General features: G+C 52.0%; 21 protein-coding genes. 7 read left to right on the top strand and 14 right to left on the bottom strand.

Annotated elements, in window-relative coordinates:
- Positions 1 to 17: 17 nt before the first annotated feature.
- Positions 18 to 2,771 (top strand): M16 family metallopeptidase, encoded by a 2,754-nt coding sequence (locus AC1RVX_RS01760; protein ID WP_493214849.1) that lies wholly within the window; start codon positions 18 to 20, stop codon positions 2,769 to 2,771.
- A gap of 27 nt (positions 2,772 to 2,798) precedes the next feature.
- Here the strand turns inward: AC1RVX_RS01760 and AC1RVX_RS01765 are convergent, their stop codons facing one another.
- Entirely contained in the window at positions 2,799 to 3,437 is a 639-nt protein-coding gene (locus tag AC1RVX_RS01765; RefSeq protein ID WP_493215150.1) for a YcbK family protein, read from the bottom strand.
- A gap of 200 nt (positions 3,438 to 3,637) precedes the next feature.
- Between AC1RVX_RS01765 and AC1RVX_RS01770 the strand changes: the two genes are divergently transcribed.
- A complete protein-coding gene (locus AC1RVX_RS01770) occupies positions 3,638 to 4,840 on the top strand; it encodes a GIN domain-containing protein (protein ID WP_493214850.1) in 1,203 nt (400 codons plus the stop codon).
- 298 nt (positions 4,841 to 5,138) lie between these two features.
- The gene (locus tag AC1RVX_RS01775; protein ID WP_493214851.1) at positions 5,139 to 5,858 is read left to right on the top strand and encodes a substrate-binding periplasmic protein; all 720 of its coding nucleotides are present in this window, start codon (positions 5,139 to 5,141) and stop codon (positions 5,856 to 5,858) included.
- Positions 5,859 to 5,885: 27 nt separating this feature from the next.
- On the opposite strand, the gene AC1RVX_RS01780 is transcribed toward AC1RVX_RS01775, so the two are convergent.
- Entirely contained in the window at positions 5,886 to 6,353 is a 468-nt protein-coding gene (locus AC1RVX_RS01780) for a hypothetical protein (RefSeq protein ID WP_493214852.1), read from the bottom strand.
- Between the two features lie 221 nt (positions 6,354 to 6,574).
- On the opposite strand from AC1RVX_RS01780, the gene AC1RVX_RS01785 reads away from it, so the two are divergent.
- Entirely contained in the window at positions 6,575 to 7,474 is a 900-nt protein-coding gene (locus AC1RVX_RS01785; protein WP_493214853.1) for a DUF4214 domain-containing protein, read from the top strand.
- Positions 7,475 to 7,577: 103 nt separating this feature from the next.
- Here AC1RVX_RS01785 and AC1RVX_RS01790 read toward each other — a convergent pair whose 3' ends face one another.
- Entirely contained in the window at positions 7,578 to 8,177 is a 600-nt protein-coding gene (locus AC1RVX_RS01790; protein ID WP_493214854.1) for an SgcJ/EcaC family oxidoreductase, read from the bottom strand.
- A 31-nt stretch (positions 8,178 to 8,208) separates the two neighbouring features.
- Between AC1RVX_RS01790 and AC1RVX_RS01795 the strand changes: the two genes are divergently transcribed.
- The 3 genes from AC1RVX_RS01795 to AC1RVX_RS01805 are packed head-to-tail and all read left to right on the top strand — an operon-like array spanning position 8,209 to position 11,386.
- Complete coding sequence (locus tag AC1RVX_RS01795) at positions 8,209 to 8,991, top strand: helix-turn-helix transcriptional regulator (RefSeq protein ID WP_493214855.1); 783 nt, start codon at positions 8,209 to 8,211, stop codon at positions 8,989 to 8,991.
- Positions 8,988 to 10,922: an ATP-binding protein gene (locus tag AC1RVX_RS01800; RefSeq protein WP_493214856.1), complete on the top strand. Its 1,935-nt coding sequence runs from the start codon at positions 8,988 to 8,990 to the stop codon at positions 10,920 to 10,922. Before AC1RVX_RS01795 ends, AC1RVX_RS01800 begins: the two co-directional genes overlap by 4 nt.
- On the top strand, positions 10,919 to 11,386 hold the full coding sequence (locus tag AC1RVX_RS01805) for a response regulator (RefSeq protein ID WP_493214857.1): 468 nt from the start codon (positions 10,919 to 10,921) through the stop codon (positions 11,384 to 11,386). The genes AC1RVX_RS01800 and AC1RVX_RS01805 overlap by 4 nt, the downstream gene beginning before the upstream one ends.
- On the opposite strand, the gene AC1RVX_RS01810 is transcribed toward AC1RVX_RS01805, so the two are convergent.
- From AC1RVX_RS01810 to AC1RVX_RS01860, 11 genes are all read right to left on the bottom strand, one after another.
- A complete protein-coding gene (locus AC1RVX_RS01810) occupies positions 11,383 to 11,595 on the bottom strand; it encodes a hypothetical protein (RefSeq protein ID WP_493214858.1) in 213 nt (70 codons plus the stop codon). The two genes, AC1RVX_RS01805 and AC1RVX_RS01810, sit on opposite strands and share 4 nt — an antisense overlap.
- A gap of 170 nt (positions 11,596 to 11,765) precedes the next feature.
- On the bottom strand, positions 11,766 to 13,460 hold the full coding sequence (locus tag AC1RVX_RS01815) for a methyl-accepting chemotaxis protein (protein ID WP_493214859.1): 1,695 nt from the start codon (positions 13,458 to 13,460) through the stop codon (positions 11,766 to 11,768).
- A gap of 105 nt (positions 13,461 to 13,565) precedes the next feature.
- On the bottom strand, positions 13,566 to 15,281 hold the full coding sequence (locus tag AC1RVX_RS01820) for a putative bifunctional diguanylate cyclase/phosphodiesterase (RefSeq protein WP_493214860.1): 1,716 nt from the start codon (positions 15,279 to 15,281) through the stop codon (positions 13,566 to 13,568).
- On the bottom strand, positions 15,281 to 16,357 hold the full coding sequence (locus AC1RVX_RS01825) for a protein-glutamate methylesterase/protein-glutamine glutaminase (protein WP_493214861.1): 1,077 nt from the start codon (positions 16,355 to 16,357) through the stop codon (positions 15,281 to 15,283). The genes AC1RVX_RS01820 and AC1RVX_RS01825 overlap by 1 nt, the downstream gene beginning before the upstream one ends.
- Positions 16,345 to 16,866 carry a chemotaxis protein CheD gene (locus AC1RVX_RS01830; RefSeq protein ID WP_493214862.1) on the bottom strand — a complete coding sequence of 174 codons (522 nt, stop codon included), beginning with the start codon at positions 16,864 to 16,866 and terminating at the stop codon, positions 16,345 to 16,347. The genes AC1RVX_RS01825 and AC1RVX_RS01830 overlap by 13 nt, the downstream gene beginning before the upstream one ends.
- Entirely contained in the window at positions 16,866 to 17,726 is an 861-nt protein-coding gene (locus AC1RVX_RS01835) for a CheR family methyltransferase (RefSeq protein WP_493214863.1), read from the bottom strand. The genes AC1RVX_RS01830 and AC1RVX_RS01835 overlap by 1 nt, the downstream gene beginning before the upstream one ends.
- A gap of 263 nt (positions 17,727 to 17,989) precedes the next feature.
- Positions 17,990 to 20,806 (bottom strand): methyl-accepting chemotaxis protein, encoded by a 2,817-nt coding sequence (locus AC1RVX_RS01840; protein WP_493215151.1) that lies wholly within the window; start codon positions 20,804 to 20,806, stop codon positions 17,990 to 17,992.
- A gap of 59 nt (positions 20,807 to 20,865) precedes the next feature.
- Positions 20,866 to 22,779 (bottom strand): sensor domain-containing diguanylate cyclase, encoded by a 1,914-nt coding sequence (locus AC1RVX_RS01845; protein ID WP_493214864.1) that lies wholly within the window; start codon positions 22,777 to 22,779, stop codon positions 20,866 to 20,868.
- Positions 22,780 to 22,874: 95 nt separating this feature from the next.
- Positions 22,875 to 23,009 (bottom strand): hypothetical protein, encoded by a 135-nt coding sequence (locus AC1RVX_RS01850; RefSeq protein ID WP_493214865.1) that lies wholly within the window; start codon positions 23,007 to 23,009, stop codon positions 22,875 to 22,877.
- Positions 23,010 to 23,050: 41 nt separating this feature from the next.
- Positions 23,051 to 23,617, bottom strand: coding sequence for a chemotaxis protein CheW (locus AC1RVX_RS01855; protein WP_493214866.1), 567 nt, complete (start codon positions 23,615 to 23,617; stop codon positions 23,051 to 23,053).
- A gap of 11 nt (positions 23,618 to 23,628) precedes the next feature.
- A complete protein-coding gene (locus AC1RVX_RS01860) occupies positions 23,629 to 26,373 on the bottom strand; it encodes a methyl-accepting chemotaxis protein (protein WP_493214867.1) in 2,745 nt (914 codons plus the stop codon).
- Positions 26,374 to 26,436: the final 63 nt, after the last annotated feature.

A 26,436-nucleotide genomic window follows, 5' to 3' on the forward strand; every position in this document is an offset into this window, starting at 1 on the left:
GATGAAACCGGAGATCAATGATTTCCGGTTTTTTTATTTTATTTATACTCAATATATCCGTCTTGAACACCTCACTCAAATCCCTTGTCCTGGCAATTGCCCTGCTGGTATCACATGCCCAAACGAATGCTGCCGTTGCCATGCCTGCGGATGTCACGCGCACCAGCAGTGTAGAAGGCATAACTGAATACCGTTTGCCAAATGGTTTCAAAGTCTTGCTGATGCCTGACAATTCGCAGGCAACCATTACGGTCAATATGACTTATATGGTGGGTTCCAGGCACGAAAACGTTGGGCAGACCGGGTATGCACATCTGCTTGAACATATGCTGTGCAGGGGTAGCAAAAATTATCCGCAGATTGCCAGTCAACTCAGCAGTCGCGGGGTGCGCTGGAACGCTTTTACCCATCTCGACTACACCAATTACATAGGATCATTTGATGCCAATCAGGCTGATCTGGACTGGTTATTGGGGATGGAGGCAGACCGCATGCAAAATGCGCAGGTCTTGCAAACTGAGCTGGATACGGAAATGACGGTGGTGCGCAATGAACTGGAATTGCGCGAGGTCAGTCCGACCGAAATCCTCAGCAAACGTGTATTGGCGGTTGCCTTTGACTGGCATGGTTATGGGCATAGTACTGGCGGGGAAAAAAGCGATATAGAAAAGGTCAACATCGAGCAATTGCGTCAGCTGTATCACAATTACTATCGCCCCGACAACGCCGTACTGGTAGTGGCAGGAAAGTTTGATGCAGCCCATGTGCTGGAGGTCATCGCACGCAAGTTCAGCCGTCTGGTGACACCCAAAACTGCACTGCCAGTCATACCCACCATAGAACCGGCACAACAGGGTGAACGTCAGGTCGTCATCAGAAGAAAAGCCAATTACAACGTTACCATGCTGGCCTATCACAAACCCTCTGCCCTGCATCCGGATTATGCTGCCCTGAAAGTGGCCGGGGCCATGTTGTCGTCCGGGCGCGAGCAACGCAATCAAGGCAATGACATTGTCCTGACCAATTTCTCGCCTGCTTTTTCCATGCAAGGCAATGCAGAAGCTGGCCTGGCCGTGTTTACCACTGACAGTTATGCCGGTACACCTTCTGATGAAAATGCCAAGGGCCTGATCAAAATCATAGAAGGTTTTGGCCAGCATGCCATGAGTCAGGATGAGCTCGACTTTGTCAAAAGCCAGTATGTGAATAATTTTTCCAGGCTCATGAATGATGCGGAAAAATTGGCGACCACACTACCGGAATACATAACGCTGGGTGACTGGCGTCTGCTATTTGTGGAAAAAGACCGTATCGCCAAACTGACGACAGCACAGGTTCAAAATGCGGCAAAGCGTTATTTTGTGCGCGACAACCGTACAGTTGCTGTCTTGCTGTCAGAAGAAAAAAGCCTGGATAGCAGTATCCCGCCGGCACCGCCTTTAAGCGAGGTCATGAAGAATTTTTCGCATGTCGATGAGTATGCGCTGGCCAGTGATTTCAATGCCAGTGTCGCCAATATCCAGAAGCAAACCCGGCGTCTGAAAATCGGTAACCTGGATGTGGCCCTGCTCTCCAAACCCAGCCGGGGCCAGGCTGTCAGCGTTGATCTGGCGCTGCACTGGGGGGATGAGCAATCCCTGTTCGCCAAGCGCTGGCTGGAACGCATGACCGAACAAAATATGCTCAACGGCAGCAACCAGTTTGGCAAGGAAGCATTGGAAGCAGAAAGAGAAAAATCACATATCCGTGGTGGCCTGACCCAGTTCACCACTGACAGGGCGCACCTGAAACAAGCTTTGCAATTGATGGTCATGAACTTGAAGGAACCCAGCTTCGCCCAGGCGCAAACGACCATCGATAAGGAAAAAAGGAAATGGCACGCAGAACGGGGTAACCCGGTGCAAATGGGCATGGATGAAATGGCCAGGCATTTCAATGTCTATCCCGACGGCGATATAAGGGCGCAAGAAACCGCCCAGCAAATCATTTCAGACCTGAATGCCATCAAACCTACCGACTTGTTTGATTTTCATAAACAGTTCTATGGTGCCTCCAACGGCCACCTGGCTATTGTCGGTGATTTTGACGCGGATGAAGCCATAGCCATCCTGCAGCAGCAATTAGCCGGCTGGGAAAGCAAGGCTCCTTATAAGCCCGCCCATACCAGTATCATGGAACGCCTGCCACTCGATACCTTCATCCCTACCCCAGGTAAAGACAATGGCTATTTCATGGGGCGTCTGGATTTGCCCATCAGCCAGAATGACCCCGACTATGTGGCCCTGGAAGTCGCTAATTACCTGATAGGCGGTTCAACGGCAGAATCACGACTGGGCTTGCGGGTACGCCAGAAAGAAGGCTGGAGCTATCATGTTCGCTCGCATCTCGACGCGCAGGCAAGTGACCCGTCTGCCAGTTGGCAAATTATCGCCACCGCCGCATCGGCCAACGTGGACAAGCTGAAAGTTGCGATCATTGAAGAACTACGCGCAGTCGAAAGTGGTGGATTCAGACAAGAGGAGCTGGCAAAAGCCAAACAGGCATTGGGCCGTCTGATCCAGCAACAACGCGCCGACGATACCCGGCTGGCAGGTTTATGGAATACCGCTTTGCATCAGGGCAAGGACTTTTCCCTGTATGCACAAAGAGAATCCGCCATCCAAAACCTGACGCTGGAACAATTGAACCAGGCCAGCCGGAAATATCTGCAACCCGGCTTGTGGAGCATAGTGACTACGGGGGATACTAAAAAGATGAATCAAAAACAGTAAATTTTCAGACTTTGCTGGAAAGGCTAATCAACCCTTCCAGCTTCTTTGCAAGCCGGTGTCGGTATGTATCCAGCCGCCTTGCGCCGTCTGGCGGTAATAAAAACCGACACCGCCCTGACGGAAGCTCTGTATCAATTCCCCCAGTATTTCTTCATGCAACTGTGGTATGCGGATATCTGCGGCCTTGCCTTCCATATGCAGGGATTTGCGGGCAGCCGGCACACCTTCTTCGATCAGGCGCTGGTTCGATGCCAGGGTGCGGTAACCGGATAAAATCTCCAGTGGGCGGCTGACACCAAAGCGTGCCACATACGCCTGGGTAGCCCATAGGGTTTCCAGCAGTTTGGGGTCGATGGGGGCAGTCTGCTTGCCATTCACATCACGCAGCAAATGGCAGAGTTGCTGATACGCAGATTCCAGCACGTCACCGTCTTTCCAGTACAGGATCTTGCTGCGTTCACCGGTCGCCGGTCGTATCAGGTCCAGGGTTCTGGGCTTGACCCAAAATTCGATATCCAGCGCCTGGGAATCAAACAAATCCGGCGGCGGCGCAGGTTGAGCAGATTTTTCTCCCGCAGGAGACGCCTGCGATAGCACCGGCTGACCGAGCAAGCCGGTAGCACTGAGCAATAAACCCTGTTTTAAAAGCTGGCGTCGGGTTGGCATCATTATGTCGTCATGGTTGCACTTGAAGAAACTGCTGCCAAGTGTACATCTGAATCGGGATTTTGGCTGATGTGACAACGCTTCATCGGGCAAATTTGCGTTTGATGACACTGAATTTGCAGTCTGTCTCTATGGGCAGTGAAAAAACATATAAATCCTACTACACTTGGATACTGTTAACTCTTTCATCACGTCAAATCATGATCAAATCACTTGGATGCCTCACGTTGCTGGCCCTCATGCTGGGTGGCTGCGAAATCAGTGTCGACGGCGATACCATCAAGGGTAGCGGTAAAATCGCTACCGAACAGCGCAGTGTGACTGAATTCAATGCCATAGAAAACTCCAGTTTCTTTGACGTCGTGGTCACCAACGGACCGCAAGCCAGCGTGGTCATCAGTGGCGACGACAATCTGGTACCGGAAATTGAAACCGTGGTGGAAAACAAGGTATTGATCATACGCAGCAAGCGCAAATCCTACAGCTTTACCTGGAGCAACCAACCCGGTACGATCAGGGTGACCACCACGAACGGGCTAAGCAAAGTCACCAATTCCGGTAGCGGTGACCTGGATGTGCACGACTTGCAGGCAGAAAAGCTGGCACTCTACATGCATGGCTCTGGCGATGTCAGGATTACTGGCAAGGTGGGTGCATTGAAATTCCTGTCCACCGGCAGCGGCGATCTTGACATGCAACAATTGCAAGTCGCACAGGCCGAACTGGAAATGCGCGGGTCCGGTGAAGCCCGTTTTGATACCGTCAGTCAATCTTTGGATGTCACCGCTAGCGGTAGCGGTGACCTGCGTGTTGATAACCTTCAAACAGCCAGCGTCAAATTGACAAAACATGGGTCTGGCGATGTCCGTTTGATGGGCAGCATTAAAGCCTTACAGCTGGAAACGGTAGGTTCTGGGGACACTGATATCCAGGGTATCAAGGCGGAACAGGTGAACGTACGTTCCAACGGTTCAGGCGATGTAAAACTGGCGGGCGAAGTCGGCCAGTTAACGGTCACGACCAGTGGCTCTGGTGATCTGGATGCGAATAATCTCCAGATCAAGGACTTGCAAATTGCAAACAGCGGCCCATCCAACCAGACCTTTCACCACATTCAAGGAAATTTGAAGGCAGACATGTCAGGATCTGGAGATCTGGATGCTGAACTGCAATCGGATGCATCACTGGAACTCACCATGCAAGGCCCAGGCCAGGCAAACCTGAAAGGCAAGGCCAAAAGCCTGACTGCCAAAGTCAGTGGCAGCGGCGACCTGCGTGCCAGCGAATTGTTGCTCGACAGCGCCAGTATCAAGGTCACTGGCCCTGGCGAAGCAGAAGTCAATGTCAAGAAAGCTGGCGGTTCACGCATAGTCAAAATAGATCGTAATGGCGTGGCGAGCTAAAAATCTCTCGTCCATCTGAGCTGTGCATCAACAGTCAGGTCGCCAGCCAGAAAAGTCCAACCTCAAAAGTCCAGCCTGCAGCAGCGGCTGGGCTTTTTTATTGTGCAGAACTTAGTTTCAAGACTTCCCAACGCGTATCAAGTCCAATCAGCGAAACGACCAATTCTGTCAAAGTAGAACAAAGGAGATAAATTGCGCTAAGATAAACCACGCTTCGTCCGCAACCGGAATCGCCATGCCCAGGTTCTTGCGCTTATTTGCCTGCCTCTTGACAACATACCTTTGCCTGACGGCTCAGGTGCACGCCAGAACTGGCCAGCATCCGGTATTGTTGATGAGTGAAGAATTGAATGACAAAGGCAAGCTTGTTCCGATATCTGCAGCAGTCACGGCCTTGTTGCACTACCTGGAACAGCATTCCGGACTTACATTCGACATACGGCGCTATCCCTGGAAACGTGCGCTGGAAAACGCGGAAAAAGGAGAGGGTCTGATCTTTGGCATATCAAAAACGCAGGAAAGATTAGGCAGTTTCAAGTTTTCCCAGCCGATTTTTACCGATCAGTCCTTGCTCGTCACCCTTTGTGATAACAAATTTATATTTCGGTCGCTGGACGACCTGAAAGGCAAAACAATAGGTATCGTTCGTGGTACCAGCAATGGGGACAAGTTTGACCAGCTCAGCAATGTGCTGTTCAAGGTGGAAGACGATACCAGCAATAATTTGATGCGTCTGAAGAAACTGTACCTGGGTCGCATGGATGCGTTTTTGTTATATAGCTCGACAAACAACATCAGCCAATTGGAAAAGCGTATCAACCAGCAATATGCAGCGAAATTCACTATGAGCCGGACAACGGAAAAAGTATTTTGTATTTTGCCAAAGCCGGTTTCTTCTGTGGACATTCATATCGCTGTCCGGCCTGATCTTGACAAGGGATTGATACAGAAAATCGACCGCGCCATCTTGCGCGCCCGCCAGGAAGGTGAACTGGCCAGGGTATACTCACTACGCTAAGCTGCTATCAGTTGGCAACAACCGGCATTACTGCATACTGTTGCGTGCCCCTTTAAACTGATGCTTCAGCACCAGCCTGCTGCTGGCGATCAGACTATTCAAGCCCAACATCAGTTGTATTAACAAATGCCCTTGCAGGCACCATACCTGACCACGCGGCGCGCTTGCCTGTGTCACCGCTGTGAGTACCGGAGCGACCCATTGCGCTTCAGATGTCAGGTCCAACAAAACGTCGCCATCAGAATTGGTATGCAGATACAACTGACCACCATGCAATAAGGTCAGGCAGATGCCCTGCCCTGTGGTTGGCTTGTTGTCCAGGGCCTGCTGTAATTCACGGTGTTGCAAATCCATCCATGCTTCAACGTCCAGCGCGGTTTCCAGCGAGACCCAGGGATGCTCTTGCAAATCCGGCACAGCATCAGATTGCGGTTTGTCATTAAACATCATCTTGCTTCTTTTACTTTCATGCGCGTCATTTCGTTCCAGTTTCACGTTTCATTTTCAACTTAACAGCTTATTGACGCTGACGACTGCATTTTGACACAAATATTACGTCCATATCATTATCAAAATATTACTTCGGTATGTCGCAAATTCTTCACATTCATATTTCCTCCACATCTCTGATTTAAATTTTCGCATTTGTCGGGTATGGTTGCGAATTCGCCAAATATAGACACTGCTTCAATGCCGCAATACGAATTTTGCAAGGCATGCGGCCCAGCACCGCTACCCTGGCCGTCAACGGTAAGCTCAAAGTGGACTTTAAACTCACCAATGGCGGTGCCTTTGATAGCGATGGCCTGGCCAATGGCAAGATCCTGATGACAGGGGCGCTGGGCTTTAAGACAGTGCCGACCACCCCAGCGACTGGTTTGCCGAATGACAAGGATGCTGATGGCATCCCGGATGCAGTGGAACTGACACTGGGTACCAATCCGCTGGTGAAGGACAATGATGTGTTCCACCGTTCTGATCTGTTTGCCATGCAGCTGTACCGCGACGTGCTGTTCCGGGAAGCCGATACGGCTGGTGTGCAGTACTGGCAGCAGCAGATTGACAGTGGCAAGATGACCAAGGCACAGGTCGCGGCGTCCTTCATGGCATCGTCGGAGTTCCAGAATGGGATTGGTAGTCTGACAAGGTTGTACTTTGGTGCCTTTGACCGTTTGCCGGACCACGATGGGCTGGCTTACTGGATGCAGCAAGAGAAGGCGGGCATGAATCTGAGTAAGATCAGTGCCTCGTTTGTGGCCAGTACGGAGTTCCAGACTACTTATGGCAGTCTGGACAATAGTGCCTTTGTGGACCGGGTATATCAGAATGTCTTGCACAGAACATCAGATGCGGCCGGTAAGGCTTACTGGCTGGGGCAGCTCAGTAATGGGGTGAGCCGGGGCGATTTGCTGGCGGGCTTTACGGAATCGACGGAGTTCAAGGCCAGTTCCCAATCCAAGGTGTCACTGACACTGGATTATATTGGCTTGCTGGGACATGCACCGGATCAGGCGACGTTTAATCAGTTATTGGCGCAGCAGGGGACGGATGTGGTGACGTTGATTGGGCAGTTCATCAATTCTCAGGAATATCATGACCGGTTCTTGCCAGCATAAGTAAATCGCTTTTTACTCTGACCCATCCATTTATCAAAAGACAAGCTGTCCGTGCCTGATAATACAACACACGGACAGATTTACTAGTCTGATTTATTGAAGATCATTTTTCTTCGACAAACTCGGGCATTGCTGACGAATGATGATTGATGATTTTCCAGTCGCCATTGATTTTCTCATATACATAGGTATACCGTGCTCGCACCTTTGCTGGTTTGCCATTTTTCACCACGTCAAAAGTATAGGCACCGCTATCGAGTGCTGTATTCTCACCGAACAGGCGAATCTGACGATAATTGATGGTGCCCTTTGGCTTGAGTAACAGAAAATGCTCAAAGTACTCTTCAATTTCTTCCGGTGTTGCACGAATTTTATTCGACACCGTAGGCTGCAAGATACCGTTAGTCGCATAAAGCTTTACGACTTCTTCGGGCTTTCCAGTGGCAAGCGCGGCATTCCAGCGATCAAAGAGTCCGGCAATTTCCTTTTCTGCAGCAGTAGCTGGTGCGGTTGCTACATGATCATATCGTTTGGGAGGGGCTTCTGCATAAACAGTACCACCAGCGAGCAAAGCAATCGCAAAGAACAGACTTTTCATTTCATATTTCCTATAGTTGACAATATATTCAAACCTTCTTCCTAAGAAGTTGAAATGATGATGCCGGACTGTCCAATACTTGCCATCAGCCACGTGGCCTAGCATGCGATATGCCGTATGGCATATACTATCTGTTATGGACACTACACCCTCGACCACAGCGCATTCCTTACGTGAACAGTATCGCGACAACCAGGCAAATCTTGCCCGTCTTCGCTTGTTGCATGATGTAGGCCAGATACTGGCTGATGGGGAAGAATCAGCCATATCTGCAGTGCTTGCCTATGCTTTGGAGTTTTCAGCTTTGGAAGCCGGTGCCGTGTTGGTGGAAGACGCAGGTGCCTTACGTGTGCATGCGTCAAGGGGACCTGTTTTACCCTGTGGAACGCGCTTCCCGGTGCAGGGCATCCTGTCAACAATGCTCAAGCCGGATGCAAGAGTAGTGATCAGACAAAAAACCATCAGCCGCTTATTGTTGCCTGCAGGGGGCGTAGCAGGACTGGAAATGCTTTTTCCATTGGTGAAGCAGACGCGTACCAGAGGCATATTGGTACTGGTCAATCGCAAGCAACTGGCGGAACCAGCGCCTGCCGATATTCTCACTCTTGGCACGCTTGCCAACATATTGGCGCTGACATTGCATGAACCATCAGAAGCAAGCACCACTAAGAAGAATGACCATATCAAGCAGATAGCCGCACTGCTCACTGCCCGCGAACGGGAAGTGCTGTCACTGCTGCCACATGGTTTGACCAATTCCGACATTGGTGACAGGCTTGGTATCACCAAGGGCACGGTCAAAGTACATGTGGAACGCATCATTCATAAACTCCAGCTACAGGACCGCACGCAAGTGGCCGCCCTCGCAGTCGAATTGGGTATGGGTAGCTCCGGGTCTTCCGGCATCAAGACATCATGACAGCACTATCAAGCTGGCCAATGCGGTGGTGGTCAAACCGCCCCATGCGGATCAAAGGCTTGATTGTGATCGCTTTGCCCATCATGGTCTTGCTTGGCACATTGATATCCAGTTACCTGATGGGAATCCAGGCGAACCGTGCCCAGGAAAATGTACAACGCACGATACAAATCCAAAGAGATATTCAAGAAGTACATACTTTGCTGGCTGAAGCAGCAACCGGTGTTCGCGGCTATTTGCTGACCGGGCATCAAAATTTTCTTATACCTTACTATGTCAGTGAGACCGAGTTACCAAAAACATTGCAGCGTCTTAAATCGCAAATCCGCGATGAACAACAAATCAGCTTACTTAAACGCCTGGTTTCTCTTGCTGACAAGAAAAGCGATGGCCTGGTTGAACTGATCAACATGGGGCCAGCATCCCCCCATGAGACATTGACGCAGGCCCTGATCCTGAATAAAAAAGTACTGGATGATTTGCGTGCCCATATCGATACGATGCTGATACGGGAAGAACAACTGCGACAAGAAAGCGTGCAACAGGCAAACCGGGTACACAATCTCACCATGGTTGTCACGGCTGGAACTGTAATTGCAGGTGTACTTGGCGCCCTGTTTGCAAGTTTGCTGTTTTCTGCCGGTATAGTGCGGCGGGTACATCAATTGACGGCAAATGCGGGCCGCCTGGAACACGGCCTGACACTGGTTCCGATTGATGCAGCCGATGATGAATTGGGTCAACTTTCCGACCGCATGGCACGCGCCAGCCATCTGCTTGCAACCCGTTCAGAGGAAGTACAAAAGGCACAGCAAGAGGCCGAGCGCGCCAATCAGTCCAAGACCGAATTTCTGTCCCGCACCAGCCATGAGTTACGCACACCGCTGAATGCCATCCTTGGTTTTGCGCAACTGCTACAACTGGACATGCAGGCTAAAGATGCACAGCAAAGCGTCAGTCACATCCTGAAAGGTGGTCACCACCTGCTTGCCCTGATCGATGAGGTATTGGATATCGCTCGTATCGAAACCGGCCATTTGAATCTTGTATTGCAGCCAGTCGAGACTGGAGGGCTCTTGCGCGAAGCACTGTCACTGATTGCACCGTTGGCACATGCCAAACATATTTTATTGCTTGGCCCGGAAAAAACCAATGAAATCTACTTGCTTGCAGACCGCAAACGCCTGCTGCAAGTAATGTTGAATCTTTTGTCCAATGCAGTCAAATACAATAAGGAAAATGGCACGGTCACACTTAGTGTACATGTGCAGTCAACCCAAGTGCAGCTAATGGTAGCCGACAGTGGTGTTGGCATCTCGCCCGAAATGCAAAAGCGACTGTTTACTCCCTTTGACCGTCTCGGTGCAGAACGAAAATTAGTGGAAGGAACCGGTCTTGGCCTGGTCGTATCAAAGCAATTGGTGAATGCAATGGGCGGGGAAATCGGCATATCCAGCATAGAGGGCGAAGGCAGCAAATTCTGGGTAAAGCTACCTATTGCGCAAGCAGCGATGCCGGAAAAAAAACAGCCGCCGACATTCACTCTGCTGGCACATTTGAATCGACCTTGCACGATACTGTACATCGAAGATAATTCATCGAACCTGGTATTGGTTGAAATACTGTTGACACGCAACAAAAATATAAAACTTCTCAGTGCAAAACAAGGAGCAGAAGGTCTGCACATTGCACATCAGCAACTACCAGATTTGATACTGCTTGATCTTCAACTATCAGACATGTCCGGAGAAGAAGTGTTGCAGCAGGTGCGTGCATCGTCAAGCCTGAAAGACATTCCGGTTGTCATACTGAGTGCAGACGCGCTAACTGCTACAATCGACCGGCTTCGTGCCAACGGCGCAAACGAATACCTGACCAAGCCACTGGACGTAACACTTTTCCTTTCAACTCTGAATCGTCTTTTGCCATGAATGTTTCTGACATACTTGCCATGCGTATCCTGATTGTCGATGATGAAATCGACAATGTGCAGTTACTCGAAAAAATATTGGCCCATGAAGGTTTTAATAACGTCGTCAGCACCACCGACTCAAGCCGTGCACTTGATCTGGTCATTGCTTTTGACCCGGACCTTGTCCTGTTGGATTTAATGATGCCCGAGTTCGATGGCTATGCAGTCCTTGAACAATTAACCAGATGCACACCGAAAAATGATTTCCGGCCCGTTATGGTACTTACCGCCGACGCCATGCCGGAAGCAAAGCACCGGGCACTGGCTTTAGGTGCTAAAGATTTTCTGACCAAGCCTTTTGATTTTATTGAAACCATATTGAGAATCACCAATTTGCTGGAAACACGTTTTCTTTACAAACGCCTTCATTCCTTGATTCCCAATGAGACGCCTTTGCTGCCATGGCACCTTAAACTGGATTAATTACGGAATTCGTTCAATTTGTTGGCATCAATATTTTGTATTTTTTTTAGTTGTGCCTCCATTATTTGTCTTGCTGATAGTTGCCCTTGCAAATCCACTATAGCCTGTAATTCCCCCAATATTTGCGAGGTGTTTACAAGCGAATCACGCATAGCAATCAATAGTTTGATCAGGTTGTCGATATCCGCTTGTTCAGTGTTGTTGTCCATAGAATGTTCAAAAATAATCAAAAGGCTGTATGCCATCCAGCCACGACATAAATAAAACGCATTCAAAATAACTTGTGAATGCTGGAAATTTGTTCGTTCTTCTTTCGGTTAGCAAAGATAAATATTTTCAGGAGAGCTTCTGTTTAAAAATTTATTCAACCCAGATGCAGTCAAAATTCTTCCCAATCTTCTTCACTCCCGGCGAGTTTCAACTTTTCTGTCGGGTAAATTGTATTGGTGCTCTGCGATGTCGCCGGTTTTATCTTTTGGCCTGCTGCCTTGACTTGTGTCGAATGACTTGTCTTGTTCGACTTCGCAATGACAGCAGTTTGCGTTTTCCCGATCTTGAATATGCCGACTACCTGTGCCAGGCTATCGACTTGGTTCTGCAGTGATTGAGAGGCCGCCGCAGCCTCCTCCACCAATGCAGCATTTTGTTGAGTGACGTCGTCCATTTGCACAATTGCCCGATTGATCTGCTCAATACCGGAGGTTTGCTCCTGGCTGGCGACCGTGATTTCACCCATGATATCGGTCACGCTTCTGATACTGCCGACGATAGCCTGCATTGTCGTACCCGCCTGATCGACCAGTTTGCTGCCAGCTTCGACTTTTTCCACCGAGTCATCAATCAAGGCTTTGATTTCTTTGGCGGCACTTGCCGCACGTTGTGCCAGGTTACGTACTTCGCTTGCAACCACCGCAAAACCTCGCCCTTGTTCGCCGGCGCGAGCCGCCTCCACCGCCGCATTCAGCGCCAGGATGTTGGTCTGGAATGCAATGCCATCGATCACACCGATGATGTCAACAATCTTTTTGGCAGAACCGTTGATAGACCCCATTGTGTCGACGACTTGCGCTACCACAGCTCCACCTTTGACAGCAACTTCAGAGGCCGAAATCGCCAACTGATTGGCTTGCCGCGCATTGTCTGCATTCTGCTTGACTGTAGAAGTCAATTCTTCCATTGAAGATGCAGTTTCTTCCAGTGAACTGGCTTGTTCTTCCGTGCGTGATGATAAGTCCAGGTTACCACTGGCAATCTGACGAGATGCAGTAGAAATGGTGTCTGTACCATTGCGCACTTGTCCGACAATATTGACCAGACTGCCATTCATGTCTTTTAGGGCTTGTAGCAATTGGCCTGTTTCGTCTTTGGAAGTAACTTCGATATTTGCAGTCAGATCACCCGCAGCAACTGCCTGCGCGATTGCTACTGCACCATTTAAAGATCTGATTATTTTCCGGACAATTATCAATCCCATACCTGCAACGCCGACAACCGTAATGAAGGCTATGCAGGCTGCCAGAAAATTAGCACTCTTCAGCGTAGCGGCGGCATCCTCAGCAGCCTTTTTTCCCAGGTCAGCATTATATTTTGCATGTTCAGTCATGGCATCATTGAGCCTGGCGATCACGGACTGCTTTGCCAACAAAATGTCCCTGGCTTCCGCGGTTCTATCGGCATCAGCAAGAACCAGTAACTTTGTACGTAGTGCGTCGTATTCTGCTAATGCTACCCGGTCAGCCACCAAAAGGGCACGGTCGGTATCATCGTCAATATCTTCCTTCTCGTATTTGTTCAATGAATCGATGACCTGGGAATGTGTCTCAGCAAGTTTTCTGGCGATATCGGCTCTTTGAACCGGATCGGTCACAGCCAGGTATTGCCAGGTATACGTACGCATCTGGTTCACGGCCCTGGCCGTAATATCCAGTTCAAGCAAGCTGGGCACGGTATTAATATTAGCGAAATTGGCGGCACTATAAACCTTAGCCATTTCGACAATGCCGAAACCGGCCAAGCCAGCCAGTCCTAAGATGGCAGAAATAATCAGTAAATACAAACGCTTTGCAACAGTCATTAAAGTTCTCTTTATATGTATAAATGTTTAAATTTGATGCGGTCGGTCATTCCGTTCTGCTTCAATATCGAACTTCGACTTGTCAATCTTAGCGAGAATGCAAGATCACAAACCGAGTTTCCGGTTTTCCTTCAACAATTTCGTCAACTGATCCGGCGGCAAAGGTTTGCTGAAGTAATAGCCCTGAATCTCATCACAATCCTGCTCCAGTAAAAAATCCAGTTGCTCGCGTGTTTCCACGCCCTCGGCAATGACGTTCAGTCCCAGGCTATGCGCCATGTCAATAATGGCTCGCACAATGGCTCCATCGTTGGGACCATGGGGAAGGTCCATTACAAATGACCGGTCAATTTTGAGATAGTCGAGCGGAAAGCTTTTGAGGTAGCTAAGGGATGAATAACCCGTGCCGAAATCATCGACAGACAGACTGACACCCAATTCCTTCAATGCTTCGAGCGTGCGTAATACCCGCTCGGTATCGTGTACCAACATACTCTCGGTCAGTTCGAGTTCCAGCAGGTGAGCTGGCAGGCCCGTTTCCTCCAATGCACGGGCAACCAGCTTCACGATGTCAATATCCCGTAACTGACGAGCCGACAGATTGACCGCCACATTGACCGCGGCTCCCATTTCAAGCTGCCATTGCCGCGCCTGGCGGCAAGCCTCAAATAGAACCCATTCGCCGATGGGCACGATCATGCCATTGCGTTCTGCCACAGGGATGAACTCCACTGGAGAAATCATACCCATACCCTCGGTCTGCCAGCGAAGAAGTGCCTCTACTCCAGTCATCTTCCCGCTGCCAAGTTCCACACGTGGCTGGTAATGCAGCATGAACTCCGACCTCGTTAAAGCGCCGCGCAAACAGTTGCTGATATGGACCTGCCGCTGCATTGTGGCCGCCATTCCGGGGGTGAATAGCTGGAACCTGTTCTTTCCGGCATCCTTCGCCCTGTACATCGCGGCCTCCGCGTTTCGTAACTGCGTATTGACGCCACCGTTGTTGAGGGGGTAAATCGTGCCGCCGATGCTGCAACTCACAACGATCTCGTGACCTTCGATGGAGCATGACTGTGCTACCACGCTCAAAAGCCCTTCCGCCTGCTGTTGAAAGGCATCCACACTGTTGACATCCTCGATCAGCACGGCGAACCCATCGCCGCCCATCCGGGCAATGGTATCGGCTTCACCCATTGAAGCCAGCAGTTGCCAGGCCACCACCTTAAGCACTTCATCGCCGACGGTGTGTCCCAGCGTATCGTTGATATCCTTGAAGTTATCGATGTCAATAAACAGGATGCCCAACATGCGCTCATGGTGTAGCGCCTGTGCCATCGCCCATTCCAGCCGGTCATGAAACAACCTGCGGTTTGGCAACGATGTCAGCGCATCATAGCTGGCTTGAAACAACATCTGTACTTCGTACTGCCGAAGATCCGTAGCGTCTCGTAATACGAAAAAGCTACCTTGCACTGTACCCAACGCGTCGCGGAAGAGGGTCGCATTGCAGACAACATCTGTTACACGCCCCTCTTCATGCACCACGGTCCAGGCACAATTACGAACTTCCTGCTCCTGCGCTACCCTTAGCAGAACCTCGCGAACCTGTTCAGGTTGATTGAAGCAGTCGACAAAATCGCCGCCCACTAACTGCTCGCGCGCAATCCCGGTGATTTTTTCCATGGCAGCGTTGACCTCAATCATTCCACCGTGCGCATCAACCACCACCAAGGGATCAGAACTGAATTCAAACACGTCCGTGAACAAGCGCCCCCTTGCTGCAAAATCCAAACCGGTAAATTGGAAAAGTGAATTTCCCATCAGCGCGCCCCCTGCCAAGCCCGGAGAATCTCCATATGAATTTCACCCAGTGGTAACACCCGATCTACGGCACCCAGCTTCACCGCTTCCTTGGGCATGCCGTACACCACGCAACTTTCCTCGTCCTGTGCCAGCGTACGTGCGCCCATGTCATGCAGTTCCTTGAGCCCGCGTGCGCCATCGTCCCCCATGCCGGTCATGATGATACCCAGCGCATTCCTGCCGGCACACTTGGCCACGGAGCGAAACAGCACATCCACCGATGGCCGGTGGCGACTCACTAGCGGGCCGTCCACCACATCTACGTGATACTGCGCCCCGCTGCGCTTGAGCAGCATGTGGCGGCCGCCTGGCGCAATCAGCGCCCGCCCTCGGATCACCCTGTCCCCCGTCTTCGCCTCGCGCACTTCCATACTGCATAAGCTGTTGAGCCGACTGGCAAAGGCCTCGGTAAACTTTTCTGGCATGTGCTGAACGATCACGACACCAGGACAGGTCCGTGGCAAGGCAGTGAGTACGGCTTCAAGCGCCTGCGTCCCGCCCGTAGACGTACCAATGGCCACCACACAATCTGTGGTCTCCGCCATGGCATGGGCAGAGGCCGACAAAATGGCATCCGCCGATAACTTGGGCTGGGGAAGCACTGCCATTCCTGCCGGTATCAGCCGGCGCACGTTGGCACGCGCCGCCGCCTTGACAGCGCTGATCAAATCGTCAGAGCTGTCGTGCAAAAATTGTTTTAACCCGAGTTTGGGTTTGGTCACGATACTGACAGCCCCGGCTGCCAGCGCCTGCACGGTAGTGGCAGCCCCTTTTTCAGTCAGTGTAGAACAAATCACCACCGGCGTTGGATGCTCGGCCATGAGCTTCTTCAAGAAAGTGATGCCATCCATGCGCGGCATCTCCACGTCCAGCACGACCACATCCGGCCACTGCAGCAGCATACGCGCCATGGCAAATACCGGGTCAGATGCGGCCCCGATCACCTCGATTCCAGGATCTTCCCCTAGCACACTAGTTAAAAACTGACGTACTACGGCGGAATCATCGACAATCAGCACTTTCACTGCACGCATAGCACGCCTTTTCTGGTATCGAAAGCTGCTGGCGCTTGGTGCCGCATCCAGACGTGACCATTCCACAGATCAAATATCACACTGCGATGCCCAATCCCACCCAAGTGTTCGGCATTAATCGAAAAACCATGCCGCTTCATCAATAGACGTGCCATCTCGACATTTTTGGCACCCACATGGTCTGTGCCGACTGCTTGGTGCATAGAGAACATATGCCCCCCACCAAACAATTTGACCTGATACTCATCCGGTGAGGTGTAAGCATTGCGTATTTCACACAACATCAGCTCCATGGCTTCGTCGGCATAACGCCCATCGGGTGTACCGCGCCTGCCCTTTGGAGCACCCGGTAGCATGTAGTGACACATACCGCCCGCGAGCATTCCGGGATGCCACATCGTGATCGCCACACAAGAACCAAGCAGGGTACGTATGCGCGTGTCACGGCCACCAAAATAGACTTCCCCTGGCTGCAGGAAGATATCAACGGTGTGCGCCGGGTTATCCATCAGTCAGGCTTGCGGTAGATGGCCGGGGCAACGGGTTTTACCAGGTCGGTCACACTGTTCAGACTTTCTGAATGCCCGATCAGGAGATACCCACCGGGGCGTAGCAACGGCAACAGGTGCGACACCACTTTCTGCTTGGTTTCCTGATCGAAGTAAATCATCACATTGCGCAGAAAAATCACATCGAATTCACCCAGTTTTGCAGGTGCCTGCAGCAGGTTGTGCAACATAAAACGCACCCGCTCACGTAGCGATTTTTCAATCAACAAGGTTCCCTCATATTCGCCAATGCCTTTAAGGCAATGGCGGGTCAAATATGGCTTGGGAATTTCCGACAGACGCGCCAAAGGGAACAGTCCACTGCGCGCCTTGTCCAGAATGCGTGTGCTGATGTCCGAGGCCACCACCTCCCATGGCTGATTACCCAACAACTCATCAAGCACCATCGCGATGCTGTAAGGTTCCTCACCGCTGGAACAAGCCGCGCTCCACACACGAAACGCCATGCCTTTGCGGTGTTCTGGAATGATCCGTTGACGCAGAAAATCGAAATGTTTCGGTTCACGAAAAAAATGCGTCTCGTTAGTGGTCAACATGTCAACCGCCATCTGCAATTCGTCTTTGCCCCGTGGTGAGGTGATCAAACGAAAATAATCGCCATAGCTGTCCAGGCAGTGATGCTTGAGCCGTTTGGCCAGGCGGCTGGACACCAGCGGCTTCTTACCCGGAGCCATGCTGATGCCCGCGATGCGGTAAATCAGGTCGCTGAACAGTGCAAATTCCTGGTCATGCAGAACCACAGCAGCTGGCAGCGTCATTGCGCTGCCACGAAGCGTGTTCTTTTGATGTTCCAACGTCATGACAATTCTCTTCCTCTTTTAGCGACAATTCGCCCACTTTGATACGATGAACATACGTGTAGATTGGCCTAAATAAGTGATTCAGGCTATCAGACAATCTTGCTTTGTCCGTAGGGATTCAGCAAACTGCCGTAGGGATTTCTTTACCCCAATCCATGCAGGCATTTTTGCCTGTTTGGGGAGCCATCTACCATATGATCCGGTCTAATCCTGCCGCACAATGCAGACTGGTGGTCAATATTCAGTGCGCGCCAGTTAGAAACTCAAACCCTGAAGAAGCTCATCACGTCTTGCAACTGCGCCGCCTGCCCGCTCATCTCTTCCGCCGTCGCCGCCAGTTCCTCACTGCTGCTCGCATTTTGTTGCGTGATCTGGTTAAGCTGGCTCATGGCTGTATTAATCTGGCCCACTCCGCTTGATTGCTCACTCGAGGCCGCTGCAATTTCTTGCACCAGATCCGATGTCTTGCCTATCGCCGGTACTATCTCATCTAACAGCTTGCCCGCACTCTCCGCTTTTTCTACACTGCCGCTGGCCAGTTCGCTGATTTCTTGCGCCGCTACCTGGCTCCGTTCCGCCAGCTTGCGCACCTCTGCCGCCACCACCGCAAAGCCTTTGCCGTGTTCTCCCGCCCTCGCCGCTTCAATCGCTGCATTTAACGCCAGCAGGTTGGTCTGGTACGCTATGTCGTCGATAATACCTATCTTGCCTGCGATGCTCTTCATCGCTGCTACCGTTTCCTTGACTGCCTTACCTCCTTCTACCGCTTGTTTCGCCGCTTGCGACGCCATGCTATCCGTCACCCTGGCGTTGTCTGTGTTCTGGTTGATACTCGCACTCATTTGCTCCACCGACGTGCTGGTCTCTTCCACGCTCGCCGCTTGTTCGCTGGTGGTATGCGCAATGGCCTGGCTCGTAGCACTCACCGTCTCGGAAGCAGAAGCCAGCATATCCGCTGCGCCGCGGACGTCGGTAATGGTACGAGTCAGCCTGCTGGTCGTGTTGTTGATAGATGACTTCAGCGCCGCAAAGGCACCCCGGTAATCCCGGTCGATACGATGCGTCAAATCGCCTTGTTCCAAATAGGTCAATACCCGAATCACATCGTTGAGCCCGCTTTCGTTGATGCTCACGACTTCATTCATGCCTTCGGCAACCTGCTTGTAGAACCCCTGCTTACCATCCACATTGACACGCTTGCTGAAATCGCCCTGCGTCGCGGCGGCAACCAGCGCTGCAATTTCCCGCTCGGCCTCCACCTCACTGGTGCGGTTAACCCATTCCAGCACCGTACCCAGGCGAACGCCCTGGTGGTCATGGATGGGACTGGCGCTGAGCTTCATGATCAGGTCACCAACGTTGATCTGGGTGTGATAGGTATCCTTCAGTTGAGCCAGCAGGTTGCGCTGGTGGCTGGGGCTCTTGTGGAAGATGTCGAAGTTCTGGCCGACGATCTTGTCAGCGCTGAAGTGCGGCAAAACCTTGCGCATATCCGACTCAGCACGGCGCATCAGCAACTCGGTGGCCTTGTTCATGTAACGGATAACGCCGTCGTTGTCGGCCATCATGACGGTGACAGCCGCATTGTCCAGCGTGGTCTTGACTTGCAGTGCGGCCTGGGTTACTGCTGCAGCTTCCTTCTCGGCAGCTACTTCCGCCGTGCGATCAGTCCACTCCAACACCGTGCCCAGGCGCTGGCCCTTCTGGTCGTATATCGGGCTGGCCGACAATTTGAAGATCAGGTCGCCTACCGCAATTTGAGTGACGTGCGTGCCGCGCAGACTACCCAGCAGGTTGCGCTGGTGACTGGGGCTTTTGTGGAAAATGTCAAAGTTCTGGCCGATGATCTTGTCAGTGCTGAATTGTGGTAACGCCTTGCGCATATTGGCTTCGGAACGCCGCATGAGCGCCTCGGTGGCCTTGTTCATGTAACGGATAACGCCATCGTTGTCCGCCATCATGACGTTGACAGCGGCATTATCCAGCGTGATCTTGATGCGCATTGACACTGCTGCTGCCGACGCCGCATCCTTGAGTTGAAGACGTGTTTGCTCGACGACATCGTTAATGAAGGCCTTCTTGCCAGGAAACTTATCCAGCGGCGCGTCCAGATTACCCTCACCAAAACCCTTGATGCAGGCCATGGCCTTTTTCTTGACCGCAATGTGACCGAAAACCATGTTGTTGACACCAGCGGCCATCGCTTTGATAGAACCCTGGAATTTTGCTTCGTCGATCCTGATGTCAATATCACCCTTATCGTGCTCCGAGGACATGTGATTCATCTCGGCGATCAGCTCTTGCAGTTTCTGCTGCAACGTCGCCATCGAAGCCATCACGCTATTCGTGTCGCCATCACGAAGCTTGATTGTCGAAGCCAGGTCGCCTGCGGCCAGGCTGTTTGCGACATCAAGCATTTTTCCCGGGTCACCGCCCAGCTGGCGCAGCAGACCACGCGTGATCAGCCAGGCGACGAGCATGGCGGCCAGTACAGTCACCGCGCTCAAAGCCAGCATCATCTGACTGGTGCTGGCGTATTGCGCCGTAAACGCTTTGGCATCGGAATCCATCAGCTCTCCTTCAAAGCGTGCCAGCTCTTGCAGTGCGGCTATGTAGGCCCGGTTGAATGGCACGAAATCCTTCAACAGATACTCGTGAGCCCGCGCCTTGTCGCTCTTGAGCAAGCCATACAGGAACTCGTACCTTGTGGACAATTCATCGCGCTTCTTTATGACCGCTCCAAACAATTCACGCCCCTTGGGCGCGACCAGCATTTTGTCGATCCTCTGCAGGATCTCGCTGTTTTCAGTTCCCAAGGTCTCGATTTTCTGTCGCACACCACCTGCTTCGCTGTCCGCAAGCAAAATCATATCGCGCAACTGCAAGCCCTGGTCCAAGGCATTACGCACTGCGGTATCAAGCATCTTCACTTTGACGTAGCGATCTTCCAAAATCAATGTTGTACTGGCGTGCATTGAAAACATCCCGCTGGAAGAAATCGTCACGATGCTCAACAGCAGTGCCACTACTATTCCGAAACCCAGCGCGACCTTGGTGCCCACACGCATCTGCTTTTCCATTTTTTTCAATTCCTTGTAAACACTACGATGACTTATCAAAGCATATGAATTCGCCGCGACTATCCCGCCAGGACCGCCTGGTTGCGTCCCTGTGCCTTGGCGCGATACAGGGCCTCGTCCGCCATTTTCAGCAGATCTGCCGCGTTCTTGTCTGACACCGGCGTAATCACTGCCACGCCAATACTGATACTGACATGCCCCAGCGGGGAGGCAGCGTGTGGCAAGGCCAAGGCCTGGAGTGCGCGACACAATCTTTGCGCAAAGTCCAGCACGCGATCCTGCTCAACGGACACGCTGATGACGGCAAACTCCTCTCCCCCATAGCGCGCCACCAGATCCCCTGCCCGCAAAGCATGTGCTTTAAGCGTGCTGGCGACACTGCGCAGGCAATCATCACCAGCCTGGTGACCATAGTGGTCGTTGTACTTTTTAAACCAGTCCACATCGATCATGGCCAGCGACAACAACCCACCAGAACGTTGAACACGTTGCCATTCGTTCTCCAGTGCCTCATCAAAGCTGCGGCGGTTGGCAATGCCGGTCAAACCATCAATGTTAGAGAGTTTCAACAGTTGCCGGTTTGCCTCTTCGAGCGCTACCGTGCGTTCGTGAACCTTGCTCTCCAATTGGTCACGCGCGTCATAAATGCGATTGGCCATTTGAGAAAATTCGCGTGCAAGTTCTCCAATTTCATCATCGGATTGAATCGGCAAGTCATCGTGATCCGGACGATCCTTGAACAGCCTGACCGTGCGTGTCGCCCGAATCAGACGCAACAGGGGTTGTGCCACCTGATTCTGCAGAATGGAGCGCAGCAAAAATATTTCAAGCAGCAGGGTAACCACACCCAACACTGCCAGAATCATCAGATTCTCAACAATTGAAGGGATCATCAAAGCTCTGGGGTAATGAACCGACAACACCCAGGGTGTACCGGGAATAATTCCCAGGGCAATAATGTCATCCCGCGTTTCCACCAGTTTCGTCTTACCAGGGGACAGTCCTTGGGTGGCGGTGAGTACCGCGTAATCGTCGGAAATCTTCAGTGATCTGATCGATGCCTTTCCTTCACTGCTTTTGATAGCGTCCAAATAATCCGGGTGGTAGATTAACGTCCCGTCGGCATCTGCCAGAAAAATGATGCTGTGGGCTCCCGGCGGACCCGGCTTGGCGGTGCGTGTCATCAACTCGTTCAGTAGCACATCCACGCAAGCCAATATGCGATGCTTGCCAGACGCATCGGCCACATCAGGTGTCGCAATGGTCGTCATCCAGGCCCGGTTGGACAAATCCCAATACATCAACGTGAAAATAGTGTCGTTGCTGGGCGAACCAAAACCGCGTTGGTAAAATTCGAAAGTCTCAAGCCGGAGCGCATCAGCGCCAGAGTACGTAAATGCCTTGGCGATGTCGGCTGCCTGATAGACGGGAAATCCTTTTTCCGGAATCACTCCATAGAAATTGAACAAGCGCCCTCTGGTGCTGCTGCCGTACTTGTGGGACAGGATGTAGGACAGGGCAAAACGCGCCTTAATATCATCATTGAGGGCAATGTCTGGCGCATACGTTGCAGACATAGCAGCAAAGCGCCGCCCGTCTGGTAGCGGCTGGCCTTCAAACAGGCCAGGGCGCTGTGTATAAGATCCATCCGGGTGGCGGTAAAAAATTTGATCAAAGTCGCTTGCCAGCGCCTTCTTTTCGTCTGGTCTGGCATAAATGTCCTTGAACTCAGCCAGGAAGTTGCGCTGCGCATCCATGATTTCCTGAAATGGCAGTGATTCGCGCTGCAGTGTTTGTTCCACGGAGAGCACAAGCCGCTTGCGCACATCGTCCTCAATCGTCAATTGATTGACAAAATAGGAAATCAGCCCCGCACACAGCGACACCAAGCCGATGCGGCACAGCGCCAGACGCAAAGCGCGTGCGGTCAGGGATGTGGATGGTTTTAATGAATTTTGATTCAACGCACTCACGCCCCCTCCCCCAAGACAAATGAAACTGACTGTACCGACGCGTGCAATCTGGAAAATGATGCGTCGCGACGCTGTAGAAATCTGCTTGCCATTCACTATACGTATGACACGCTTTGGGCAACCCGGAAACTCAGCGCGGCTACCAGCGACAAGTCAGTCAGTGCAGAAATACCCGACAGATACAAGCGCTTGGTAAGCACTATTCTTTTCAGGGAGATGGTGTATTTCATGCGACTTTCCATGATTCGGGCTATAGGGTCAAAAACAGCGCTCAGGCCAGCGATGCATCCGCGCCTGCCACCCCGGCCAGCGCTGCCATCTCATCGACCGACAACACATGGTTGATGTTCAGAATGATCACAAATTTTCCATTGACCTTTCCCATACCATTCATGAAATCAGCGCGGATGTTGGCACCGAAGGATGGTGGCGGCTCAATCTCGTTCTGCGGTATTTCCAGCACCGCATTGACTGCATCCACCATTACCCCCACCACCTGGGTGTCGGACTGCGTATCATCGCCGCCGACCACTTCCACGATGACGATACAGGTACGCCGTGTGACTGTAGTGATCGCTTTGCCAAAGCGGGCGCTCAAGTCAATCACCGGGACCACAGCACCACGCAGGTTGATCACTCCGCGGATGAAGGACGGCATACGCGGCACCTCGGTCAGGTTGCCATATTCGATGATTTCCTTGATGGCCAGAATACCCATGGCGTAGGTCTCGCCACCAAGCATAAAAGTCAGATACTGGTGCTGGTCGGGCTGACCTTGTCCTATGCTGGAATTCTGCACGGCGGGCAGCTTGTTTTGGGCTTGAATCATGGTACTCATGAGGCTTTTCCTTAGAAACGGATGAAACCGGCTTCGCTGACCACTGCACTTTTGGTCGCTGCCTTTTTGCTGGCAGGTCGAGCCGACACCGTTTTGGAAGCTACAGCAACTTTGGTGATATTTGTCACGGCCTGCGCATGACTGCTCCCCACCCTGAAGAAGCTCATCACGTCTTGCAACTGCGCCGCCTGCCCGCTCATCTCTTCCGCCGTCGCCGCCAGTTCCTCACTGCTGCTCGCATTTTGTTGCGTGATCTGGTTAAGCTGGCTCATGGCTGTATTAATCTGGCCCACTCCGCTTGATTGCTCACTCGAGGCCGCTGCAATTTCTTGCACCAGATCCGATGTCTTGCCTATCGCCGGTACTATCTCATCTAACAGCTTGCCCGCACTCTCCGCTTTTTCTACACTGCCGCTGGCCAGTTCGCTGATTTCTTGCGCCGCTACCTGGCTCCGTTCCGCCAGCTTGCGCACCTCTGCCGCCACCACCGCAAAGCCTTTGCCGTGTTCTCCCGCCCTCGCCGCTTCAATCGCTGCATTTAACGCCAGCAGGTTGGTCTGGTACGCTATGTCGTCGATAATACCTATCTTGCCTGCGATGCTCTTCATCGCTGCTACCGTTTCCTTGACTGCCTTACCTCCTTCTACCGCTTGTTTCGCCGCTTGCGACGCCATGCTATCCGTCACCCTGGCGTTGTCTGTGTTCTGGTTGATACTCGCACTCATTTGCTCCACCGACGTGCTGGTCTCTTCCACGCTCGCCGCTTGTTCGCTGGTGGCCTGACTCATGCTTTGGGCAGTGGAAGATACTTGTTCGCTGGCCGAGGCGATGCTGGCTGCCGCACCATTGACTTCACCGATGACTTGCGAGAGTTTGGCGATAGTATTGTTGACGGTGTTCTTGAAGTCGTTCAACTGGCCTTTATAGCTACCGTTAACTGTCTTTGTCAGGTCGCCCTTCTCCATTTCAGAGAGGACAGCAACTGCTTCGTTCACAGGCAGCACAATACCGTCGATGATCTGATTAACTCCCACAACCAGTTCGTTCCAGCCCCCCTGGAAGATGGCTGCATTGGCTCGCTTGTCGAGTGCGCCATCGGCGGCGCTCTGGATCAGGGTGCCAGTCTCTTCCAGCAAATCACCCATCATTATGATCAGACCATTGAGGTTGTCGCGAATGATCAGGTATTCACCCTTGTAATCGGTGGTGATTTGGGTGGGAATAACGCCCTTGGCGATCTGATCCACGTAGTTGGAGGTGACTTTCATCGGTTCGGCAATGTTGCGCACCGTGTCATTGATGCCCACCACCAGTTGCTTCCAGCCGCCCTGGAACATCTCGGCGCGGGCACGCTTGTCGAGCTCGCCCACGGCTGCCCCCTGAATCAGGATGTTGGTTTCCGACAGCAGGTCCCCCATCATTTTGATCAGGCCATTCAGGTTGTTGCGGATGACCAGGTATTCGCCCTGGTAGTCGGTAGTGATTTGAGCAGGGATGATGCCTTTGGCGATTTGGTCCACGTAGTTGGAGGTGACTTTCATCGGTTCAGCAATGTTGCTGATGGTGTCGTTGATACCTTGCACAATCTTGCGGAAGTCGCCCTGATGTTTGCTGGCGTCTGCACGTACATCCAGCTTGCCGTCACTAGCCGCCTGCACCAGCACCTCGGTGTCAGCGATCAGTGCCTTGCTCTTGGCACGCACTGTCTCAATGGTATCGTTGATGAAAGCCTTCTTGCCTGGGAAATTCTCCAGCGGCGCGTCGAAGTTACCTTCGCCGAATTCCTTGATGCAGGCCATGGCTTTCTTCTTGACCGCGATGTGACCAAAGACCATGGTGTTCACGCCTTCTGCCATGGTTTTGTACGAGCCGTTAAATTTGCTGCCGTCCATTGCCACATCAATGTCACCTTTGTCGTGCTCACTGGACATGTGGTTCATCTGGGCAATCAGCCCTTGCAAAGTGTCGTTCATGTGCTTCATCGCCGCTATCAGGCTGGTGTTGTCGCCTGGCTGCACATCGATCTTGCTGGACAGGTCGCCTTGCGCGATCCGTCCGGCTATGTCGGCTGCCACATCGGGTTCACCGCCGAGTTGACGCATGAAGGCACGAGTGATGATGAAGGCGATGGCACCCACAGCCACCAGCGTGAGTGCGGCAATAAGCAGCGAAAAGTTATGCGCACTGGTCTTGGCGGCAACGGCTGCTTCTGCACCCTTTTTACCCAACTCGGCGTTGTAGTCGATCTGGGCCGTCAAAGCCTCATTCAGCTTGGCGGCCGCAGGTGCCAACTGGGGCTGGATCAGTAGCACTGCCTCAGCGTCCTTATGGGAACGAGACAGGTCCAGCACCTTCGTGTAGACCACGTTGTAATCCACGAGCCGGGCACGCACAACCTCCAGCAGCCCTTTCTCTTTGTCGTCCGCGATGCAGGAGATGCCAAGACAGCCGTTGATATCGTAAGTTCTCAACTTCTCATCGAACTGGCGACGGGCAGCAACTAATTTCTGATCGAGGTCCTGCATGACTGCACTGTCATCGGTCACAACATGTGTCAGAACCAGCGCCCGGATGTTGTCAAAGTCGCCTCTCATACCATCCAGCAGCAAAATGCTGGGCACGGTGTTGACGTTGGCGTAATTGGCTGTCTCATACACCTTGTCCATCTGCTGTTGGCCCAGCCCGGTCAGCAGGACAACACCGAGCAATGCGGAACCAGCCAGCAGAGCCATTTTTTTTGCAATGGTAAGTTTCATTTAAATGCCTTTTTGGATTTTCATTGATGTTTTATAGCTGCAGCTCAATAAGAGCGAGAGCAT

The sequence above is a fragment of the Undibacterium sp. GW821-FHT11B02 genome (assembly GCF_058808955.1).